Here is a 17,376-nt window from a genome sequence, read left to right as displayed (position 1 = left end):
AATGCCTACAATTAATCAATTAGTACGTAAACCTCGTAAATCAAAGGTGGAGAAATCTAATTCACCAGCGTTGAACAAAGGATATAATAGTTTTAAGAAATCTCAAACGAACGTAAACTCACCACAAAAGCGTGGGGTTTGTACTCGTGTGGGAACAATGACACCTAAAAAACCGAACTCAGCTTTACGTAAATATGCCCGTGTTCGTTTGTCTAACTTAATCGAAGTAACAGCTTATATCCCAGGTATTGGTCACAACTTACAAGAACATAGCGTGGTATTATTACGCGGTGGACGTGTAAAGGATTTACCAGGGGTACGTTATCATATCGTACGTGGTGCGCTTGATACAGCCGGTGTTACAGATCGTAAACAAAGCCGCTCTAAATATGGTACTAAAATGCCTAAAGCAGCTAAATAATTTGACAATCACAAAGGTATTATATAAAAAAGAATTTTCGGAAGGAGGAGTTACGGATGCCACGTAAAGGTCCTGTTACAAAACGCGATGTTTTACCAGATCCAATTTATAACTCAAAATTAGTAACTCGCTTGATCAACCGTGTAATGGTTGATGGAAAACGCGGGATTGCTGCTAATATTATCTATAATTCATTTGATATCATCAAAGAATCTACAGGTAACGATCCATTGGAAGTTTTCGAACAAGCAATGAAAAACGTTATGCCTGTCCTGGAAGTAAAAGCTCGCCGTGTTGGGGGTTCTAACTATCAAGTACCAGTTGAAGTTCGTCCAGAACGTCGTACAACTTTAGGTTTACGTTGGGTTGTTAACTATGCTCGCCTACGCGGTGAACATACAATGGAACAACGTCTAGCAAAAGAAATCATGGATGCTGCCAATAACACTGGTGCTTCTGTTAAAAAACGTGAAGACACACACAAAATGGCGGACGCTAACCGTGCGTTTGCACATTATCGTTGGTAAGATCCTCTCTGTACGTAATTTAACTTTACAACAGACAGTCACTTTACAATCGATTTAAATAAAGAGAGGAGAACACCCTAGAATGGCAAGAGAATTTTCGTTAGAAAACACTCGTAATATCGGTATTATGGCTCACGTTGATGCGGGTAAAACAACAACAACAGAGCGTATTTTATACTATACTGGTAAAATCCATAAAATTGGTGAAACGCACGAAGGTGCTTCACAAATGGACTGGATGGAACAAGAACAAGAACGTGGTATTACCATCACATCTGCTGCAACAACTGCAGAGTGGAAAGGTTACCGAGTAAACATTATCGATACACCAGGACACGTGGATTTCACTATTGAAGTTCAACGTTCACTACGTGTATTGGATGGTGCTGTAACCGTTCTTGACTCACAATCAGGTGTAGAACCGCAAACTGAAACAGTTTGGCGTCAAGCAACTGAATATAAAGTTCCACGTGTTGTTTTCTGTAATAAAATGGATAAAATCGGTGCGGATTTCTTATACTCTGTAAACTCATTACATGATCGTTTACAAGCAAATGCTCATCCAATCCAATTACCAATTGGTGCAGAAGATAACTTCACAGGGATCATCGATTTAATTACGATGAAAGCTGAAATCTATACAAATGACTTAGGTACAGACATCCAAGAAACTGAAATTCCAGAAGAATATATGGATCAAGCAGTTGAATGGCGTGAAAAATTAGTTGAAGCTGTTGCTGAAACTGATGAAGACCTAATGATGAAATATCTTGACGGTGAAGAAATTACTATCGAAGAACTAAAAGCGGGTATCCGCCAAGCAACGATTAACGTTGAATTCTTCCCAGTAATGGCTGGTTCTGCCTTTAAAAACAAAGGTGTTCAATTAATGCTTGATGCAGTTCTTGACTACTTGCCATCACCATTAGATATCGAAGCAATCAAAGGGATCGACACAAAAACAGACGAAGAAACAACTCGTCCTGCTGATGACGAAGCACCTTTTGCTTCATTAGCATTTAAAGTTATGACTGACCCATTCGTTGGTCGTCTAACATTCTTCCGTGTATATTCTGGTGTCCTTGAAAGTGGTTCATATGTATTGAACGCTTCTAAAGACAAAAAAGAACGTATCGGTCGTATTCTTCAAATGCACGCGAATACACGTAAAGAAATCGATAAAGTGTATTCAGGAGATATCGCTGCCGCTGTTGGATTGAAAGATACAACAACTGGTGATACTTTATGTGCGATGGACGCACCAGTTATTCTTGAATCAATCGAGTTCCCAGAACCGGTTATCCAAGTAGCTGTTGAACCTAAATCAAAAGCTGACCAAGATAAAATGGGTATCGCTCTGCAAAAACTTGCAGAAGAAGATCCATCATTCCGCGTTGAAACAAACGTTGAAACTGGTGAAACAGTTATCTCTGGTATGGGCGAATTGCACTTGGACGTATTAGTAGACCGTATGAGACGTGAGTTCAAGGTTGAAGCAAACGTTGGTGCTCCTCAAGTATCATATCGTGAAACTTTCCGTGCGCCTCTGACTCAGGCCGAAGGTAAGTTTGTACGTCAGTCTGGTGGTAAAGGTCAATACGGACATGTCTGGGTTGAATTTACACCAAACGAAGAAGGAAAAGGTTTTGAATTTGAAAATGCTATCGTCGGTGGTGTGGTTCCTCGTGAATACATCCCAGCGGTTGAAAAAGGCTTGGCAGAATCTATGAACAACGGTGTTCTTGCTGGATATCCATTAGTTGATATTAAAGCAAAACTTTACGATGGTTCATACCATGATGTCGATTCAAATGAAACAGCCTTCCGTGTAGCGGCTTCTATGGCTCTACGTGCGGCTGCTAAGAAAGCTAATCCGGTTATCTTAGAACCAATGATGAAAGTAACGATCACTGTACCAGAAGATTACTTAGGTGATATCATGGGACACGTTACAAGTCGTCGTGGACGTGTTGAAGGAATGGAAGCACACGGCAATTCACAAATTGTTAATGCAATGATTCCTTTAGCTGAAATGTTTGGTTATGCTACAACATTACGTTCAGCAACACAAGGTCGCGGTACATTTATGATGGTATTTGACCACTATGAAGACGTACCAAAATCTGTACAAGAAGAAATTATCAAGAAAAATGGCGGAAACAACGCATAATAGTTAAGAAATAAGCTCTTGCTTATTTATGGCTAGGATTTTCTGACGATTTCGGTTAAACTAATTAAAGATGATCAGGTAGTTGTCACTATCTATCAAATAAAATAAAATTCATATATTTTAGGAGGAACATTTAAAATGGCTAAAGAAAAATTTGACCGTTCTAAACCCCATGTAAACATTGGTACTATTGGACACGTTGACCATGGTAAAACTACATTAACTGCTGCAATCGCAACTGTGTTAGCTAAACACGGTGGCGGTGAAGCTCAAAACTATGCTGATATCGATAACGCTCCAGAAGAAAAAGAACGTGGTATCACAATCAACACTTCTCACATCGAGTATGAAACTGATGCTCGTCACTATGCCCACGTGGATTGCCCAGGACACGCGGATTACGTTAAAAACATGATCACTGGTGCTGCACAAATGGATGGAGCTATCTTAGTAGTATCTGCTGCTGATGGTCCTATGCCTCAAACTCGTGAGCACATCTTGTTATCACGTAACGTTGGTGTACCATACATCGTTGTTTTCTTAAACAAAATGGATATGGTAGATGACGAAGAATTATTAGAATTAGTAGAAATGGAAGTTCGTGATTTATTATCTGAATATGACTTCCCAGGTGACGACACTCCTGTTATCGCTGGTTCTGCTTTGAAAGCATTAGAAGGCGACGCTTCATACGAAGAAAAAATCATGGAATTAATGGCTGCAGTTGATGAGTACATCCCAACTCCAACTCGTGATACTGACAAACCATTCATGATGCCAGTCGAAGACGTATTCTCAATCACTGGACGTGGTACAGTTGCTACTGGCCGTGTTGAACGTGGAGAAGTTCGCGTTGGTGACGAAATCGAAATCGTTGGTATCAAAGAAGATACTGCTAAAACAACAGTTACTGGTGTTGAAATGTTCCGTAAATTGTTAGACTACGCTGAAGCTGGCGATAACATCGGTGCTTTATTACGTGGTGTTGCACGTGAAGATATCGAACGTGGACAAGTATTGGCAAAACCTGCTTCAATCACTCCACACACAAAATTTAAAGCTGAAGTTTATGTTTTATCAAAAGAAGAAGGCGGACGTCACACTCCATTCTTCACAAACTACCGTCCTCAGTTCTACTTCCGTACAACTGACGTAACTGGTGTAGTTGAATTACCAGAAGGCGTTGAAATGGTAATGCCTGGTGATAACGTTGCAATGGACGTTGAATTAATCCACCCAATCGCTATCGAAGACGGAACTCGTTTCTCTATTCGTGAAGGCGGACGTACTGTTGGTTCAGGCGTTGTTTCTGAAATCACTAAATAATTTAAATTTAACGATTTAATATAAAGCAACAAAACCGACCTAAAACATCGGCGTACTCGGACGTAAGTCGAAGGGATTTCCCTTCGGCTTTTTTTGTTTCAAATATGAGTAAGAGGATGATCTCAATAAGTTTGCATTTATACTTATATAATAGAAGCTTTAAACAACGCTTCTATAATTTACATCAATAAAAAATGTTTGAAACTTATTTTTCTCCAATTATAATAGCTGGAACGTCATTGTTAAATTAGTTACACGTGAGAGGAAATAAATTTAAGAAAATGCTTGCAGAAAAAAAGTCGATTTTTCTATAAAAAAACCTTGCTATTACTGTATTTCTATAATATAATTACAAAGGTGCTGTTTATAGAAGTATAAAAAGCATTGGTAAATCAAGCTTTTGATCTACCGGCTAAGAAACGAGAGGTTGCGACACGCCCGGGCGCTTTGCCACGAACGAGCGTGACGGAAAAATTTTCGTGGAGCTATGTCTACTTTCAAAATAGGCGAAGGAGGGAACAAGATGGCAAAACAAAAAATTCGTATCCGTTTAAAAGCGTATGAACATCGTATTTTAGATCAATCAGCGGATAAAATTGTGGAAACAGCAAAAAGAACTGGAGCTGACGTGTCAGGACCAATTCCATTACCAACAGAACGCTCGCTTTACACAGTTATTCGTGCGACTCATAAATACAAAGATTCACGCGAACAATTCGAAATGCGTACGCACAAACGTCTAATCGACATTGTGAACCCAACACCAAAGACAGTTGATGCTTTAATGAAGCTTGACTTACCGTCTGGTGTGAATATTGAAATCAAACTATAAAATCAAGATGATGGAGGTGTACTCATGACCAAAGGAATCTTAGGAAAAAAAGTGGGAATGACACAAATCTTTACTGAGTCTGGCGAATTAATTCCAGTAACAGTAGTTGAAGCTACGCCAAACGTAGTTTTACAAGTAAAAACTGTTGAAACTGATGGATACGAAGCTATCCAAATTGGTTACCAAGACAAACGTGAAGTATTAGCGAACAAACCTGCGAAAGGTCATGTTGCAAAAGCAAACACGGCTCCTAAGCGCTTCATTAAGGAATTCAAAAATGTTGAGCTAGGAGAATATGAAGTAGGTAAAGAAATTAAGGTAGATGTTTTCCAAGCAGGAGACATTATTGATGTTACAGGAACTTCGAAAGGTAAAGGATTCCAAGGCGTTATCAAACGTCACGGACAAAGCCGCGGACCAATGAGTCACGGTTCACGTTACCACCGTCGTCCTGGGTCAATGGGTCCAGTTGCACCTAACCGTGTATTTAAAAATAAAAAACTTGCTGGCCGTATGGGTGGCAACCGCGTAACAATTCAAAACCTTGAAATTGTTAAAGTGGACGCTGAAAGAAATGTAATCTTGATCAAAGGTAACATTCCTGGAGCAAAAAAATCATTAATCACAATCAAATCAGCTGTGAAAGCTAAATAAGCGTAGAGAAAGGAGGAACTAAGGAATGCCGAATGTAGCATTATTTAAACAAGATGGAACTCAAAATGGTGAAATCACTTTAAACGAAGAGATTTTCGGAATCGAACCTAATGAAACAGTTGTCTACGATGCAATCATCATGCAACGTGCTTCATTAAGACAAGGTACACACTCAGTAAAACACCGCGGAGAAGTTCGTGGCGGCGGCCGTAAACCATGGCGTCAAAAAGGAACTGGTCGTGCTCGTCAAGGTTCAATTCGTTCACCACAATGGCGTGGAGGTGGCGTAGTCTTCGGACCAACACCACGTTCTTACAGCTACAAACTTCCTAAAAAAGTTCGTCGTTTAGCAATGAAATCTGTATTGTCAGATAAAGTTGCTGAAAACAACTTGGTTGCTGTTGAAGCTTTAGGCTTTGATGCACCAAAAACAAAAGAATTCAAACAAGTTCTTACAAACTTATCTATCGATGCGAAAGTATTAGTTGTTTTAGAAACAGGAAATGATTTTGCAGCATTGTCTGCACGTAATCTACCAAACGTTTCTGTAGTAACTTCTGATAACGTAAGTGTTTTAGATATCGTTTCTAATACTAAAGTATTGGCAACACAAACTGCTCTTACTCAAATTGAGGAGGTGCTTGCATAATGAACTTACTAGATCAAATCAAACGCCCAGTGATCACTGAAAAATCCATGCTTGCTATGGACGAAAAGAAATACACTTTCGAAGTAGACACTCGCGCAAATAAAACTTTAGTAAAACAAGCTGTTGAAGCAGCTTTTGATGTTAAAGTAAAAAACGTAAACATCATGAACGTACGTCCTAAATTTAAACGTATGGGTAAACATGCTGGATACACTAAAAAACGTCGCAAAGCAATTGTGACATTAACAACTGATTCAAAAGAAATCCAAATTTTCGATGCTGCTGAATAAGCAGTCCATGTTAACTATTAAATGGGAGGGAAAAAGACGTGGCGATTAAAAAGTATAAACCTACCACAAATGGCCGTCGTAATATGACAGCATCTGATTTCGCTGAAATTACGACATCAACACCTGAAAAAACGTTGTTGGCGCCATTAAAAAACCATGCCGGTCGTAACAACAATGGTCGTATTACAGTTCGTCATCAAGGTGGCGGTCACAAACGTCAATACCGTATGATCGACTTCAAACGTAATAAAGATAACGTTGTAGCGGTTGTCAAAACTATCGAGTATGATCCAAACCGTTCTGCTAACATTGCGTTAGTACATTACGAAGATGGAATTAAAGCATACATTCTAGCACCAAAAGGATTGGAAGTAGGCATGCGCCTTGTTTCCGGTACTGATGCAGATATTAAAGTAGGGAACGCATTACCATTGGAAAACATTCCAGTAGGTACTGTTGTCCACAACATTGAAATGAAACCTGGTAAAGGCGGTCAATTGATTCGTTCAGCTGGAACAAGTGCTCAAGTACTTGGTAAAGAAGGCAAATACGTATTAATCCGTTTGAACTCTGGTGAAGTTCGTATGATCTTAGCAACTTGCCGTGCAACTGTCGGTGCTGTTGGTAACGAACAACACGAATTAATCAACATTGGTAAAGCAGGCCGCTCTCGTTGGATGCGTAAACGCCCAACAGTTCGTGGTAGCGTAATGAACCCGAACGATCACCCACACGGTGGTGGTGAAGGTAAACAACCGATTGGACGTAAAGCTCCAGTATCACCTTGGGGACAACCAGCTATCGGCTTGAAAACTCGTAATAAAAGAGCTAAATCCGACAAATTTATCGTTCGTCGTCGTACTAAATAATTTTTTTGACCATGTGTCGTACATTTTGAGAGGAGGTTCACCATGGGTCGTAGTTTAAAGAAAGGGCCTTTCGCTGATGAGCATCTAATGAAAAAAGTAGAAGCTCAACAAGGTGCCGAAAAGAAAAAAGTAATTAAAACTTGGTCTCGCCGTTCTACAATTTTTCCAACTTTTGTTGGATTTACAATTGCCGTATATGATGGACGTAAACACGTTCCAGTATACATCCAAGAAGACATGGTAGGACATAAATTAGGTGAATTTGCACCAACTAGAACTTATCGTGGCCACGGAGCCGACGATAAGAAAACTAGACGTTAATTTTGAGGGGAGGAAATGCAAATGTCAGAACAAATTACATCAGCTAAGGCAACTGCAAAAACAGTTCGCACTTCACCTCGTAAAGCCCGTTTAGTAATCGATCTTATCAGAGGTAAAAGCGTTGCGGATGCAATTTCAATCTTGAAATTCACTCCAAACAAATCTGCTGGAATTATTGAAAAAGTTTTAATGTCAGCAGTTGCTAACGCAGAAAACAACTTTGACTTAGACGTTGAAAATTTAGTAGTATCTGAAGCATTTGTCAACGAAGGACCAACAATGAAACGCTTCCGTCCTCGTGCCAAAGGTTCAGCATCACCAATCAACAAACGTACAAGTCATCTTACAGTAGTCGTATCAGAAAAATAATCTGTTTTAAACAGATGTCACTTGATAAGAGGAGGACCATTATTCTTAATGCTTTTGCATTTTGAAATAGTGGCTGCCGAACCTTAAAAGATTAAGAGGAGGACCATTATTTTTAGTGCTTTAGCACTTAGAGTTAATGGATACCGGACCTCAAGATGAAATCTATTTATTAATAAATAGGTGTCAAAAGATAAGAGGAGGGACAATCAGTGGGTCAAAAAGTACATCCAATAGGAATGCGTGTAGGCATCATCCGCGACTGGGATGCAAAATGGTATGCTGAAAAAGAGTATGCTGAGTTCTTACACGAAGATTTAAGAATCCGTAAATTTATCGCGACAAAACTTGCTGATGCCGCTGTGTCTACAATTGAGATCGAGCGCGCTGCAAATCGTGTGAATATTTCAATCCACACAGCTAAACCAGGTATGGTTATCGGTAAAGGCGGATCTGAAGTCGAAAACCTAAGAAAATCATTGAATTCATTAACTGGTAAAAGAGTTCATATCAACATCATTGAAATCAAAAAACCAGATTTAGATGCAAAATTAGTAGGCGAAGGAATTGCACGTCAATTAGAAAACCGTGTTGCTTTCCGTCGTGCTCAAAAACAAGCGATCCAACGCACTATGCGTTCAGGCGCTAAAGGTATCAAAACACAAGTATCAGGTCGTTTAAACGGTGCTGATATCGCTCGTTCAGAAGGTTACTCTGAAGGTACAGTTCCACTTCACACTTTGCGTGCTGATATTGATTACGCATGGGAAGAAGCAGACACAACTTACGGAAAATTAGGAGTTAAAGTGTGGATTTACCGTGGAGAAATTCTTCCAACGAAAAAAAACGCTGAGAAAGGAGGGAAATAATCATGTTAGTACCTAAACGTGTAAAACACCGTCGTGAATTTAGAGGTAAAATGCGTGGTGAAGCCAAAGGCGGAAAAGAAGTAGCATTTGGTGAATGGGGTTTACAAGCAACTGAATCTCACTGGATTACTAACCGTCAAATCGAAGCTGCCCGTATTGCAATGACTCGTTATATGAAACGTGGCGGGAAAGTATGGATTAAAATTTTCCCTCACAAATCATATACAAGTAAAGCTATCGGTGTTCGTATGGGTAAAGGTAAAGGGGCACCTGAAGGCTGGGTTTCACCAGTTAAACGTGGCAAGATCATGTTTGAAATCGCAGGCGTACCAGAAGAAGTAGCTCGTGAAGCACTTCGCCTTGCATCCCACAAATTACCGGTGAAAACCAAAATTGTAAAACGTGAGGAAATGGGTGGTGAATCGAATGAAGGTTAAAGAAATCAGAGAATTAACCACTGCCGAAATGCTTGAAAAAGAAAAGCAATTCAAAGAAGAATTATTTAATCTTAGATTCCAACTAGCAACAGGTCAATTAGAAAACACTGCACGTATTCAAGAAGTACGTCAATCGATTGCACGCATCAAAACAGTATTGCGTGAACAAGCTAACTAATAGTGGAAGGAGGCCAAACGCGTATGACTGAAGAAAGAAATCAACGCAAAGTTTACCAAGGTCGTGTTGTTTCAGACAAAATGGATAAAACTATCACTGTTGTCGTAGAAACAAAGAAAAACCATCCTATTTATGGTAAACGTATGAAATATTCTAAGAAATACAAAGCTCATGATGAAAACAACACTGCAAAAGTTGGAGACATCGTAAGAATCATGGAAACTCGTCCATTATCAGCTACAAAACGTTTCCGTTTACTAGAGGTAGTCGAAGAAGCAGTTATTATCTAATAAAAACGAGATTTTCCTATATAGATTGAAACATAAAATCTGAAAGGGGGATACACATCGTGATCCAACAAGAAAGCCGATTAAAAGTCGCAGATAACTCAGGTGCTCGTGAAATCTTAACGATTAAAGTACTAGGTGGTTCTGGACGTAAAACTGCTAATATTGGTGACGTGATTGTTGCTACGGTTAAACATGCAACGCCAGGTGGGGTTGTCAAAAAAGGTGAAGTCGTAAAAGCCGTTATCGTTCGTACTAAATCAGGAGCTCGTCGTACTGACGGTTCATACATCAAATTTGATGAAAATGCTGCTGTAATTATTCGTGATGATAAGAGCCCGCGTGGAACTCGTATCTTCGGTCCTGTTGCACGTGAATTACGTGAAAACAACTTCATGAAGATCGTTTCTCTAGCACCAGAAGTATTATAATCAGGACACGTATCAAAGGAGGTGCGAAACAGTAATGTTTGTTAAAAAAGGCGATAAAGTGAAAATTATCACTGGTAAAGACAAAAATAAAGAAGGCGTTGTATTAGCAGCGTTTCCTAAAAAAGACAAAGTCATCGTTGAAGGTGTTAACATCATGAAAAAACACCAAAAACCTAACCAAGCAGCGCCGCAAGGCGGAATCCTAGAAGTCGAAGCGCCGATTCATGTTTCTAATGTAATGGTGATTGACGGAACAGGTGTAGCTGGTCGTGTAGGTTACAAAGAAGTCGATGGTAAAAAAGTCCGTGTTTCTAAAAAAACCGGTGAAGTCTTAGATAAATAGATTAAAAGGAAGGAGGGGCTTACTAAATGAACCGCCTGAAAGAAAAATATATTAAAGAAATTACTCCATCATTAGTGGAAAAATTTAATTATAGTTCAGTTATGCAAACACCAAAAGTTGATAAAATCGTTATTAACATGGGTGTGGGTGACGCTGTTTCAAACGCAAAAAACTTAGATAAAGCAGTTGAAGAATTAGCATTGATCACAGGTCAAAAACCTTTAATCACTAAAGCTAAGAAATCAATCGCTGGTTTCCGTTTACGTGAAGGCATGCCAATCGGTGCGAAAGTTACTTTACGCGGAGAAAGAATGTACGAATTTTTAGATAAATTAGTATCTGTTTCTCTACCTCGTGTACGTGACTTCCACGGAGTAAGCAAAAAAGCCTTTGATGGACGTGGTAACTACACTTTAGGTATTAAAGAACAATTAATCTTCCCAGAAGTTGATTATGATTTAGTAGATAAAGTACGCGGTATGGACATCGTTATTGTAACAACAGCAAACACAGATGAAGAATCTCGTGAATTGTTGGCACAATTAGGTATGCCATTCCAAAAATAATAAAAGGAGGCGAACTACGTGGCTAAAAAATCAATGATTGCTAAAAACAAACGCCCTGCAAAACATTCAACACAAGCGTATACTCGTTGTGAACGTTGCGGACGTCCACATTCAGTTTATCGTAAATTTCATCTTTGCCGTATTTGCTTCCGCGAACTTGCCTATAAAGGTCAAATTCCCGGCGTGAAGAAAGCTAGCTGGTAAACAAGTAAACTCGCATAAAGGAGGTAAATAGTTCAATGGTCATGACAGATCCAATTGCAGATTTTCTAACGCGCATTCGTAATGCAAACATGGTTAAACATGAAAGCTTAGAAGTGCCTGCGTCAAAAATCAAACGTGATATCGCTGAAATCTTGAAACGTGAAGGTTTTGTACGCGATGTAGAATATATCGAAGATGACAAACAAGGCGTGATTCGTGTTTTCCTTAAATATGGTAAAAACGAAGAGCGTGTTATCACAAACTTAAAACGTATCTCTAAACCAGGTTTACGTGCTTATGTCAAATCTGACGAAGTACCTAAAGTATTGAATGGTCTAGGAATCGCGATTATCTCTACTTCTGAAGGTGTTGTAACTGATAAAGAAGCAAGAGCTAAAAACATCGGCGGCGAAGTAATCGCCTACGTATGGTAATTTAAAAAAACACACAAGGAGGTGTCTCTAAGTGAGCCGTATTGGTAATAAAATCGTTGTACTTCCTGCTGGCGTTGAAGTCAAACAAGAAGGAAACAACATTACTGTAAAAGGACCTAAAGGTGAATTAACACGTGAATTTTCTGCTGATATCACAATGAATATCGAAGGAAATGAAGTAACATTCACTCGTCCAAATGATAGCAAAGACATGAAAACAATCCACGGAACAACTCGTGCGAACTTCAACAACATGGTTGTTGGTGTAAGCACAGGCTTTGAAAAAGGTCTTGAACTTATCGGGGTTGGGTACCGTGCTCAAATGCAAGGAACTACATTAGTTCTTAACGTTGGGTATTCTCATCCAATCGAAATTACACCACCAGCTGGTGTAACTGTAGAAGTACCTTCGAATACACAAGTAGTTGTAAAAGGAGCTAACAAAGAACACGTTGGTGAATTAGCAGCAAACATTCGTGGTACTCGTCCTCCAGAACCTTATAAAGGCAAAGGAATCCGTTATGTTGGCGAATTCGTACGTCGTAAAGAAGGTAAAACTGGTAAATAATAGCAGCTTGAGAGTTATTTTTCAACTCTGTTTGAAAAATAACGATCCGTTGTCTATCGCAGCTTAATAGCTAGCAAATATAAAGAGGTGACAATTGTGATTACAAAACCAGATAAAAACAAAACACGTCAAAAGAGACACCGTCGTGTACGTAACAAAATCTCTGGTACTGCTGAGTGCCCACGCTTGAACGTATTCCGTTCTAACAAAAACATCTACGCGCAAATCATTGATGACGTAGCGGGTGTAACGCTAGCAAGTGCCTCTGCCTTAGATAAAGAAATTTCAGGTGGAAACAAAACAGAAACAGCCGCAGCTGTTGGTAAACTAATCGCTGAACGTGCCGCTGAAAAAGGCGTTAAAGTAGTAGTCTTTGACCGTGGTGGATACCTTTACCATGGCCGCGTGCAAGCTTTAGCTGAAGCAGCGCGTGAAAATGGACTAGAATTTTAGGAGAAGGAGGAACACCATTCATGGTTTATATTGATCCAAAACACTTGGAATTAGAAGACCGCGTAGTTGCTATCAACCGCGTAACGAAAGTTGTTAAAGGTGGACGTCGTCTACGCTTTGCAGCATTAGTTGTTGTGGGAGATAAAAACGGTCACGTTGGCTTTGGGACTGGTAAAGCACAAGAAGTGCCAGAAGCAATCCGCAAAGCTATCGAAGACGCGAAGAAAAACTTAGTTGAAGTGCCTATGGTTGGTTCTAGTATCCCTCACGAAGTGATCGGGGTATTCGGTGGTGGCCGTATCCTTATGAAACCTGCAGTAGAAGGTTCTGGGGTAGCCGCTGGTGGACCAGTTCGTGCCGTATTGGAATTAGCTGGTGTAGCAGATATTACATCAAAATCATTAGGTTCAAATACACCAATCAACGTTGTTCGCGCAACAGTTGAAGGGTTAAAACAATTAAAACGTGCCGAAGAAGTGGCAGCACTTCGCGGTAAATCTGTAGAAGAAATCTTAGGATAAGGAGGACAAAATAATGGCTGAATTAAAAGTTACATTAAAACGCAGCGTTATCGGACGTCCTCAAAACCAAAAAGATACAGTTAAAGCACTAGGTTTAGGTAAACTAAACAGCTCTGTTGTTAAACCTGCGAACGAAGCAATCAAAGGTATGATCAACACTGTGTCACATTTAGTGGACGTTGAAGAAGTTTAATTTACAATAGTACATTGTTAAGGAGGTGCCAAACCAATGAAACTTCATGAATTGAAACCTGCTGAAGGTTCACGCCAAGTACGTAACCGTGTTGGACGTGGTACTTCATCTGGTAATGGTAAAACATCCGGCCGTGGACAAAAAGGGCAAAAAGCTCGTTCAGGCGGTGGTGTAAGACTAGGATTTGAAGGGGGTCAAACTCCATTATTCCGTCGTTTACCAAAACGCGGCTTCACAAACATCAACCGTAAAGATTATGCAGTCATCAACTTAGATGTCTTAAATCGTTTCGAAGATGGAACTGAAGTAACACCTGCAGGCTTGATTGAAGCTGGAATCGTGAAAAACGAAAAAGCTGGAATCAAAGTTCTTGCCAATGGTGAATTAACAACTAAAAAATTAACTGTGAAAGCAGCTAAATTCTCTAAAGCAGCAGAAGAAGCAATTGTTGCAGCTGGTGGATCAATCGAGGTGATCTAATGTTTAAACTATTAAAAGACGCTTTTAAAGTCAAAGACATTAGATCAAAAATTTTGTTTACTGTATTCATTCTTTTTGTATTTCGTTTAGGTGCGCATATAACTGTACCTGGCGTAAATGCAAAAGGTCTGCAAGACTTAAGCAATTTACCATTTTTAAATATGTTGAATATGGTCAGTGGTAGTGCTATGCAAAACTTCTCTATCTTTTCGATGGGGGTTTCGCCTTACATTACAGCATCGATCATTATCCAACTATTACAAATGGACATCGTTCCAAAATTTGTAGAATGGTCGAAGCAAGGTGAAGTTGGACGTAAGAAATTGAATCAAGCAACAAGATATCTAACGATTGTCTTGGGTATAGCTCAATCTATTGGGATTACTGCTGGATTTCAAAGTTTAAGTTCAGTTGGGATCGTAAAAAATCCTAACATCAACACTTTTGTGATGATCGCTGTGATTTTAACTGGTGGAACAATGTTTGTTACTTGGTTAGGAGAACAAATTACTGAAAAAGGAATCGGAAATGGTGTTTCGATGATTATCTTCGCGGGGATTATTTCTCGCTTACCAGAAGGAATCAAAGAGATCGTTGAGGATTACTTTATCAATATTGAATCTTCTAGAATTTGGCAATCTGCTATTTTCATTGTAATTTTGATTATTGCAATTTTAGCTGTCGTTACATTAGTAACCTTTTTCCAGCAAGCAGAACGAAAAATTCCGATCCAATATACAAAACGAGTTTCTGGTGCACCAACTAGTAGTTATTTACCGTTAAAAGTAAATGCTGCCGGTGTTATCCCGGTTATCTTTGCTAGTTCGTTGATTGCAACGCCAAATGCTGTTTTACAAGCCTTCTCTAAGAGTTATTCTGGTGAAGGTTGGTATGATGTAATGACGCAAATTTTTAGTTACAATACCGTTCCAGGTGCGATTATTTATACTGTACTGATCGTCGCTTTCACATTCTTCTATGCTTTTGTTCAAGTTAACCCTGAGAAATTAGCGGAAAACTTACAAAAACAAGGAAGCTATATTCCAAGTGTACGACCAGGTAAAGGGACAGAAGAATATATTTCTGGAATGTTAATGAGACTAAGTGTTGTCGGTTCTATATTCCTAGGTTTAGTTGCCTTACTACCAATCATTGCACAAATGATCTGGAAGTTACCGCAATCTATCGGTCTAGGAGGAACGAGCTTACTGATTGTAATTGGTGTTGCTTTAGAAACAGCAAAACAATTAGAAGGTTTAATGTTGAAACGTCAATATGTTGGCTTTATCAATAAGTAGGAGTCGTGTGTTGAGGATCATCCTCAGCACCCATTCTCTCGCTAGGCTAGCTTCAAAAGCCAGCCTTTAAAATTAGGAGGAAATGAAATGAACCTCATTTTAATGGGATTGCCTGGAGCAGGCAAAGGAACTCAAGCAGAACAGATCGTGGATACTTATGGTATTCCTCATATTTCTACAGGAGATATGTTCCGTGCTGCTATGAAAAACGAAACTGCTCTTGGCTTAGAAGCGAAATCTTATATCGATAAAGGTGCTTTGGTTCCTGATGATGTAACAAATGGAATTGTCAAAGAACGTTTGGCAGAACCTGATACTGATAAAGGCTTTTTATTAGATGGTTTTCCACGTACTTTGGATCAAGCAGAAGCATTAGATAAAATGTTACAAGAGTTAAATAAAAAAATTGATGCTGTCATCGACATCCATGTTGAAGAAGAAATTTTAGTTGAACGCTTAGCTGGCCGTTTTATCTGCCGCTCTTGTGGAGCAACTTATCATAAAATCTTCAATCCTCCGACTGTAGAAGGAACATGCGATCGTTGCGGCGGACATGAATTTTATCAAAGAGAAGATGATAAGCCTGAAACGGTCAAAAACCGTCTGGCTGTCAACATCAAAAGTAGTGCACCGATTTTAGACTTTTACAAGGCTAAAAACGTACTGCACACAATAGATGGGAATCGCGAGATCGATACTGTTTTTTCTGAAGTGAAACAAATCATTGAAAAAAGATAGTTGTTTGAATGGCCCGCAGTTTACCATTTGTGTTTGATTCAGATTCTCTTGCCAAATAGAATAGTTTATGATAGAATATATCAGTCCGACTTCTACCTTTTTGTAGAGGTTTAATTGAAAATTCTAGGTGGGGGCTGAAGTTTCCGCCATTTTATCGTGTGAAAATGCGAAACAAGTACAAGGAGGTACTGTGCGTGGCTAAAGAAGATATGATTGAAGTCGAAGGTACAGTCGTCGAAACTTTGCCGAATGCAATGTTTAAAGTTGAACTAGAAAATGGACACCAAGTTCTTGCTACTGTTTCCGGTAAGATCCGTATGCACTATATTCGAATTTTACCTGGGGATAAAGTGACTGTAGAGTTATCTCCATATGATTTAACTCGTGGTCGAATCACTTATCGCTTTAAATAATTGTACTCCGTAAAATTCAGGGAGGTATTATCATGAAAGTAAGACCATCAGTAAAACCAATGTGTGAACATTGTAAAGTAATTCGCCGTAAAGGACGTGTTATGGTCATTTGCCCAGCAAATCCAAAACATAAACAACGTCAAGGATAATAGGAGGTGTAACGAATAATGGCTCGTATTGCAGGAGTAGACATCCCTCGTGATAAACGTGTAGTAATTTCCCTTACTTATATTTTTGGTATTGGTAACACTACTGCTAAAAAAGTTTTAGCAAACGTTGGCGTATCTGAAGATATTCGTGTTCGTGACTTAACGAACGATCAAACAGATGCCATCCGTGCGGAAATTGATAAGTTAAAAGTTGAAGGTGATCTTCGTCGTGAAGTGAACTTGAACATCAAACGTTTGATGGAAATCGGTTCATATCGTGGAATCCGTCACCGTCGTGGATTACCAACTCGTGGACAAAACACGAAAAATAATGCACGTACTCGTAAAGGCCCAGCTCGTACTGTAGCAGGCAAGAAAAAATAATTCCT

General features: G+C 39.3%; 30 protein-coding genes. All 30 read left to right on the top strand.

Translation table 11 applies throughout. The features are described 5' to 3' along the window. Position 1 precedes the first annotated feature (1 nt). The 30 genes from rpsL to rpsM all read left to right on the top strand — a co-directional run bounded on the left by rpsL (position 2) and on the right by rpsM (position 17,371). Positions 2–421: a 30S ribosomal protein S12 gene (gene rpsL, locus JZO69_RS13545; protein WP_010761696.1), complete on the top strand. Its 420-nt coding sequence runs from the start codon at positions 2–4 to the stop codon at positions 419–421. A gap of 56 nt (positions 422–477) precedes the next feature. Beyond that, entirely contained in the window at positions 478–948 is a 471-nt protein-coding gene (gene rpsG, locus JZO69_RS13540) for a 30S ribosomal protein S7 (protein ID WP_010761695.1), read from the top strand. Positions 949–1,030: 82 nt separating this feature from the next. Beyond that, complete coding sequence (fusA, locus tag JZO69_RS13535; protein ID WP_207113377.1) at positions 1,031–3,118, top strand: elongation factor G; 2,088 nt, start codon at positions 1,031–1,033, stop codon at positions 3,116–3,118. Positions 3,119–3,256: 138 nt separating this feature from the next. Then, positions 3,257–4,444 carry an elongation factor Tu gene (gene tuf, locus JZO69_RS13530; protein ID WP_010761693.1) on the top strand — a complete coding sequence of 396 codons (1,188 nt, stop codon included), beginning with the start codon at positions 3,257–3,259 and terminating at the stop codon, positions 4,442–4,444. 523 nt (positions 4,445–4,967) lie between these two features. Beyond that, positions 4,968–5,276 carry a 30S ribosomal protein S10 gene (rpsJ, locus tag JZO69_RS13525; protein ID WP_002389727.1) on the top strand — a complete coding sequence of 103 codons (309 nt, stop codon included), beginning with the start codon at positions 4,968–4,970 and terminating at the stop codon, positions 5,274–5,276. Between the two features lie 24 nt (positions 5,277–5,300). Further along, entirely contained in the window at positions 5,301–5,930 is a 630-nt protein-coding gene (gene rplC, locus JZO69_RS13520; RefSeq protein ID WP_207113376.1) for a 50S ribosomal protein L3, read from the top strand. Positions 5,931–5,955: 25 nt separating this feature from the next. Then, positions 5,956–6,579 carry a 50S ribosomal protein L4 gene (gene rplD / locus JZO69_RS13515; protein ID WP_010761689.1) on the top strand — a complete coding sequence of 208 codons (624 nt, stop codon included), beginning with the start codon at positions 5,956–5,958 and terminating at the stop codon, positions 6,577–6,579. Then, positions 6,579–6,869 carry a 50S ribosomal protein L23 gene (gene rplW / locus JZO69_RS13510; RefSeq protein ID WP_207113375.1) on the top strand — a complete coding sequence of 97 codons (291 nt, stop codon included), beginning with the start codon at positions 6,579–6,581 and terminating at the stop codon, positions 6,867–6,869. The genes rplD and rplW overlap by 1 nt, the downstream gene beginning before the upstream one ends. 38 nt (positions 6,870–6,907) lie before the next feature. After that, positions 6,908–7,738 (top strand): 50S ribosomal protein L2, encoded by an 831-nt coding sequence (rplB, locus tag JZO69_RS13505; protein ID WP_207113374.1) that lies wholly within the window; start codon positions 6,908–6,910, stop codon positions 7,736–7,738. Between the two features lie 42 nt (positions 7,739–7,780). Next, complete coding sequence (gene rpsS, locus JZO69_RS13500) at positions 7,781–8,059, top strand: 30S ribosomal protein S19 (RefSeq protein ID WP_010761686.1); 279 nt, start codon at positions 7,781–7,783, stop codon at positions 8,057–8,059. Between the two features lie 21 nt (positions 8,060–8,080). Continuing rightward, positions 8,081–8,428, top strand: coding sequence for a 50S ribosomal protein L22 (gene rplV / locus JZO69_RS13495; RefSeq protein ID WP_069635459.1), 348 nt, complete (start codon positions 8,081–8,083; stop codon positions 8,426–8,428). A 209-nt stretch (positions 8,429–8,637) separates the two neighbouring features. Then, complete coding sequence (rpsC, locus tag JZO69_RS13490; RefSeq protein WP_010761684.1) at positions 8,638–9,294, top strand: 30S ribosomal protein S3; 657 nt, start codon at positions 8,638–8,640, stop codon at positions 9,292–9,294. Between the two features lie 2 nt (positions 9,295–9,296). After that, complete coding sequence (rplP, locus tag JZO69_RS13485) at positions 9,297–9,731, top strand: 50S ribosomal protein L16 (protein WP_002356208.1); 435 nt, start codon at positions 9,297–9,299, stop codon at positions 9,729–9,731. Next, on the top strand, positions 9,721–9,909 hold the full coding sequence (gene rpmC, locus JZO69_RS13480) for a 50S ribosomal protein L29 (RefSeq protein ID WP_010761682.1): 189 nt from the start codon (positions 9,721–9,723) through the stop codon (positions 9,907–9,909). The genes rplP and rpmC overlap by 11 nt, the downstream gene beginning before the upstream one ends. 23 nt (positions 9,910–9,932) lie before the next feature. Continuing rightward, positions 9,933–10,199 carry a 30S ribosomal protein S17 gene (rpsQ, locus tag JZO69_RS13475; protein WP_010761681.1) on the top strand — a complete coding sequence of 89 codons (267 nt, stop codon included), beginning with the start codon at positions 9,933–9,935 and terminating at the stop codon, positions 10,197–10,199. Between the two features lie 59 nt (positions 10,200–10,258). Further along, entirely contained in the window at positions 10,259–10,627 is a 369-nt protein-coding gene (rplN, locus tag JZO69_RS13470; protein WP_010761680.1) for a 50S ribosomal protein L14, read from the top strand. Between the two features lie 34 nt (positions 10,628–10,661). Continuing rightward, positions 10,662–10,970, top strand: a complete 309-nt coding sequence (gene rplX / locus JZO69_RS13465) for a 50S ribosomal protein L24 (protein ID WP_010761679.1) — start codon at positions 10,662–10,664, stop codon at positions 10,968–10,970. 26 nt (positions 10,971–10,996) lie between these two features. Beyond that, complete coding sequence (gene rplE / locus JZO69_RS13460) at positions 10,997–11,536, top strand: 50S ribosomal protein L5 (RefSeq protein WP_010761678.1); 540 nt, start codon at positions 10,997–10,999, stop codon at positions 11,534–11,536. A gap of 18 nt (positions 11,537–11,554) precedes the next feature. Next, on the top strand, positions 11,555–11,740 hold the full coding sequence (locus JZO69_RS13455) for a type Z 30S ribosomal protein S14 (RefSeq protein WP_002356214.1): 186 nt from the start codon (positions 11,555–11,557) through the stop codon (positions 11,738–11,740). A gap of 35 nt (positions 11,741–11,775) precedes the next feature. Further along, on the top strand, positions 11,776–12,174 hold the full coding sequence (gene rpsH / locus JZO69_RS13450) for a 30S ribosomal protein S8 (RefSeq protein WP_010761677.1): 399 nt from the start codon (positions 11,776–11,778) through the stop codon (positions 12,172–12,174). 31 nt (positions 12,175–12,205) lie between these two features. Then, on the top strand, positions 12,206–12,742 hold the full coding sequence (gene rplF / locus JZO69_RS13445; RefSeq protein ID WP_086315348.1) for a 50S ribosomal protein L6: 537 nt from the start codon (positions 12,206–12,208) through the stop codon (positions 12,740–12,742). A gap of 96 nt (positions 12,743–12,838) precedes the next feature. Beyond that, on the top strand, positions 12,839–13,195 hold the full coding sequence (gene rplR, locus JZO69_RS13440) for a 50S ribosomal protein L18 (protein ID WP_010761675.1): 357 nt from the start codon (positions 12,839–12,841) through the stop codon (positions 13,193–13,195). Between the two features lie 20 nt (positions 13,196–13,215). Continuing rightward, positions 13,216–13,716, top strand: a complete 501-nt coding sequence (rpsE, locus tag JZO69_RS13435; protein WP_010770628.1) for a 30S ribosomal protein S5 — start codon at positions 13,216–13,218, stop codon at positions 13,714–13,716. 13 nt (positions 13,717–13,729) lie between these two features. Continuing rightward, positions 13,730–13,909 carry a 50S ribosomal protein L30 gene (gene rpmD, locus JZO69_RS13430; RefSeq protein ID WP_010761673.1) on the top strand — a complete coding sequence of 60 codons (180 nt, stop codon included), beginning with the start codon at positions 13,730–13,732 and terminating at the stop codon, positions 13,907–13,909. A 36-nt stretch (positions 13,910–13,945) separates the two neighbouring features. Further along, a complete protein-coding gene (rplO, locus tag JZO69_RS13425) occupies positions 13,946–14,389 on the top strand; it encodes a 50S ribosomal protein L15 (RefSeq protein ID WP_206846230.1) in 444 nt (147 codons plus the stop codon). Next, positions 14,389–15,687 (top strand): preprotein translocase subunit SecY, encoded by a 1,299-nt coding sequence (secY, locus tag JZO69_RS13420; protein ID WP_207113373.1) that lies wholly within the window; start codon positions 14,389–14,391, stop codon positions 15,685–15,687. Before rplO ends, secY begins: the two co-directional genes overlap by 1 nt. A gap of 87 nt (positions 15,688–15,774) precedes the next feature. Then, positions 15,775–16,425, top strand: coding sequence for an adenylate kinase (locus JZO69_RS13415; RefSeq protein ID WP_207113372.1), 651 nt, complete (start codon positions 15,775–15,777; stop codon positions 16,423–16,425). Positions 16,426–16,619: 194 nt separating this feature from the next. Continuing rightward, positions 16,620–16,838 carry a translation initiation factor IF-1 gene (gene infA / locus JZO69_RS13410; protein WP_002356224.1) on the top strand — a complete coding sequence of 73 codons (219 nt, stop codon included), beginning with the start codon at positions 16,620–16,622 and terminating at the stop codon, positions 16,836–16,838. Between the two features lie 32 nt (positions 16,839–16,870). Next, entirely contained in the window at positions 16,871–16,987 is a 117-nt protein-coding gene (gene rpmJ, locus JZO69_RS13405; protein ID WP_002288710.1) for a 50S ribosomal protein L36, read from the top strand. Between the two features lie 18 nt (positions 16,988–17,005). Further along, the gene (gene rpsM, locus JZO69_RS13400; protein ID WP_010761669.1) at positions 17,006–17,371 is read left to right on the top strand and encodes a 30S ribosomal protein S13; all 366 of its coding nucleotides are present in this window, start codon (positions 17,006–17,008) and stop codon (positions 17,369–17,371) included. Positions 17,372–17,376 lie beyond the last annotated feature (5 nt).

This window comes from Candidatus Enterococcus ikei (assembly GCF_017316105.1).
In the GTDB taxonomy this organism is placed as follows: Bacteria; Bacillota; Bacilli; order Lactobacillales; family Enterococcaceae; genus Enterococcus_L; species Enterococcus_L ikei.
The sequence above is the reverse complement of the archived record's forward strand: the minus strand, read 5'-3'. Positions and strand labels throughout refer to the sequence as shown.

Coding starts and splice junctions, on each gene's coding strand:
- rpmJ (WP_002288710.1), top strand. CDS start 16,871: ATGAAAGTAAGACCATCAGTAAAACCAATGTGTGAACATTGTAAAGTA.
- rplO (WP_206846230.1), top strand. CDS start 13,946: ATGAAACTTCATGAATTGAAACCTGCTGAAGGTTCACGCCAAGTACGT.
- rplD (WP_010761689.1), top strand. CDS start 5,956: ATGCCGAATGTAGCATTATTTAAACAAGATGGAACTCAAAATGGTGAA.
- rpsH (WP_010761677.1), top strand. CDS start 11,776: ATGGTCATGACAGATCCAATTGCAGATTTTCTAACGCGCATTCGTAAT.
- rpsE (WP_010770628.1), top strand. CDS start 13,216: ATGGTTTATATTGATCCAAAACACTTGGAATTAGAAGACCGCGTAGTT.
- rpsL (WP_010761696.1), top strand. CDS start 2: ATGCCTACAATTAATCAATTAGTACGTAAACCTCGTAAATCAAAGGTG.
- rplC (WP_207113376.1), top strand. CDS start 5,301: ATGACCAAAGGAATCTTAGGAAAAAAAGTGGGAATGACACAAATCTTT.
- rpsQ (WP_010761681.1), top strand. CDS start 9,933: ATGACTGAAGAAAGAAATCAACGCAAAGTTTACCAAGGTCGTGTTGTT.
- rpsJ (WP_002389727.1), top strand. CDS start 4,968: ATGGCAAAACAAAAAATTCGTATCCGTTTAAAAGCGTATGAACATCGT.
- rpmD (WP_010761673.1), top strand. CDS start 13,730: ATGGCTGAATTAAAAGTTACATTAAAACGCAGCGTTATCGGACGTCCT.
- rpsS (WP_010761686.1), top strand. CDS start 7,781: ATGGGTCGTAGTTTAAAGAAAGGGCCTTTCGCTGATGAGCATCTAATG.
- fusA (WP_207113377.1), top strand. CDS start 1,031: ATGGCAAGAGAATTTTCGTTAGAAAACACTCGTAATATCGGTATTATG.
- JZO69_RS13415 (WP_207113372.1), top strand. CDS start 15,775: ATGAACCTCATTTTAATGGGATTGCCTGGAGCAGGCAAAGGAACTCAA.
- rplE (WP_010761678.1), top strand. CDS start 10,997: ATGAACCGCCTGAAAGAAAAATATATTAAAGAAATTACTCCATCATTA.
- rplP (WP_002356208.1), top strand. CDS start 9,297: ATGTTAGTACCTAAACGTGTAAAACACCGTCGTGAATTTAGAGGTAAA.
- rplW (WP_207113375.1), top strand. CDS start 6,579: ATGAACTTACTAGATCAAATCAAACGCCCAGTGATCACTGAAAAATCC.
- rpsG (WP_010761695.1), top strand. CDS start 478: ATGCCACGTAAAGGTCCTGTTACAAAACGCGATGTTTTACCAGATCCA.
- rplV (WP_069635459.1), top strand. CDS start 8,081: ATGTCAGAACAAATTACATCAGCTAAGGCAACTGCAAAAACAGTTCGC.
- rplX (WP_010761679.1), top strand. CDS start 10,662: ATGTTTGTTAAAAAAGGCGATAAAGTGAAAATTATCACTGGTAAAGAC.
- tuf (WP_010761693.1), top strand. CDS start 3,257: ATGGCTAAAGAAAAATTTGACCGTTCTAAACCCCATGTAAACATTGGT.
- rpsM (WP_010761669.1), top strand. CDS start 17,006: ATGGCTCGTATTGCAGGAGTAGACATCCCTCGTGATAAACGTGTAGTA.
- rpmC (WP_010761682.1), top strand. CDS start 9,721: ATGAAGGTTAAAGAAATCAGAGAATTAACCACTGCCGAAATGCTTGAA.
- secY (WP_207113373.1), top strand. CDS start 14,389: ATGTTTAAACTATTAAAAGACGCTTTTAAAGTCAAAGACATTAGATCA.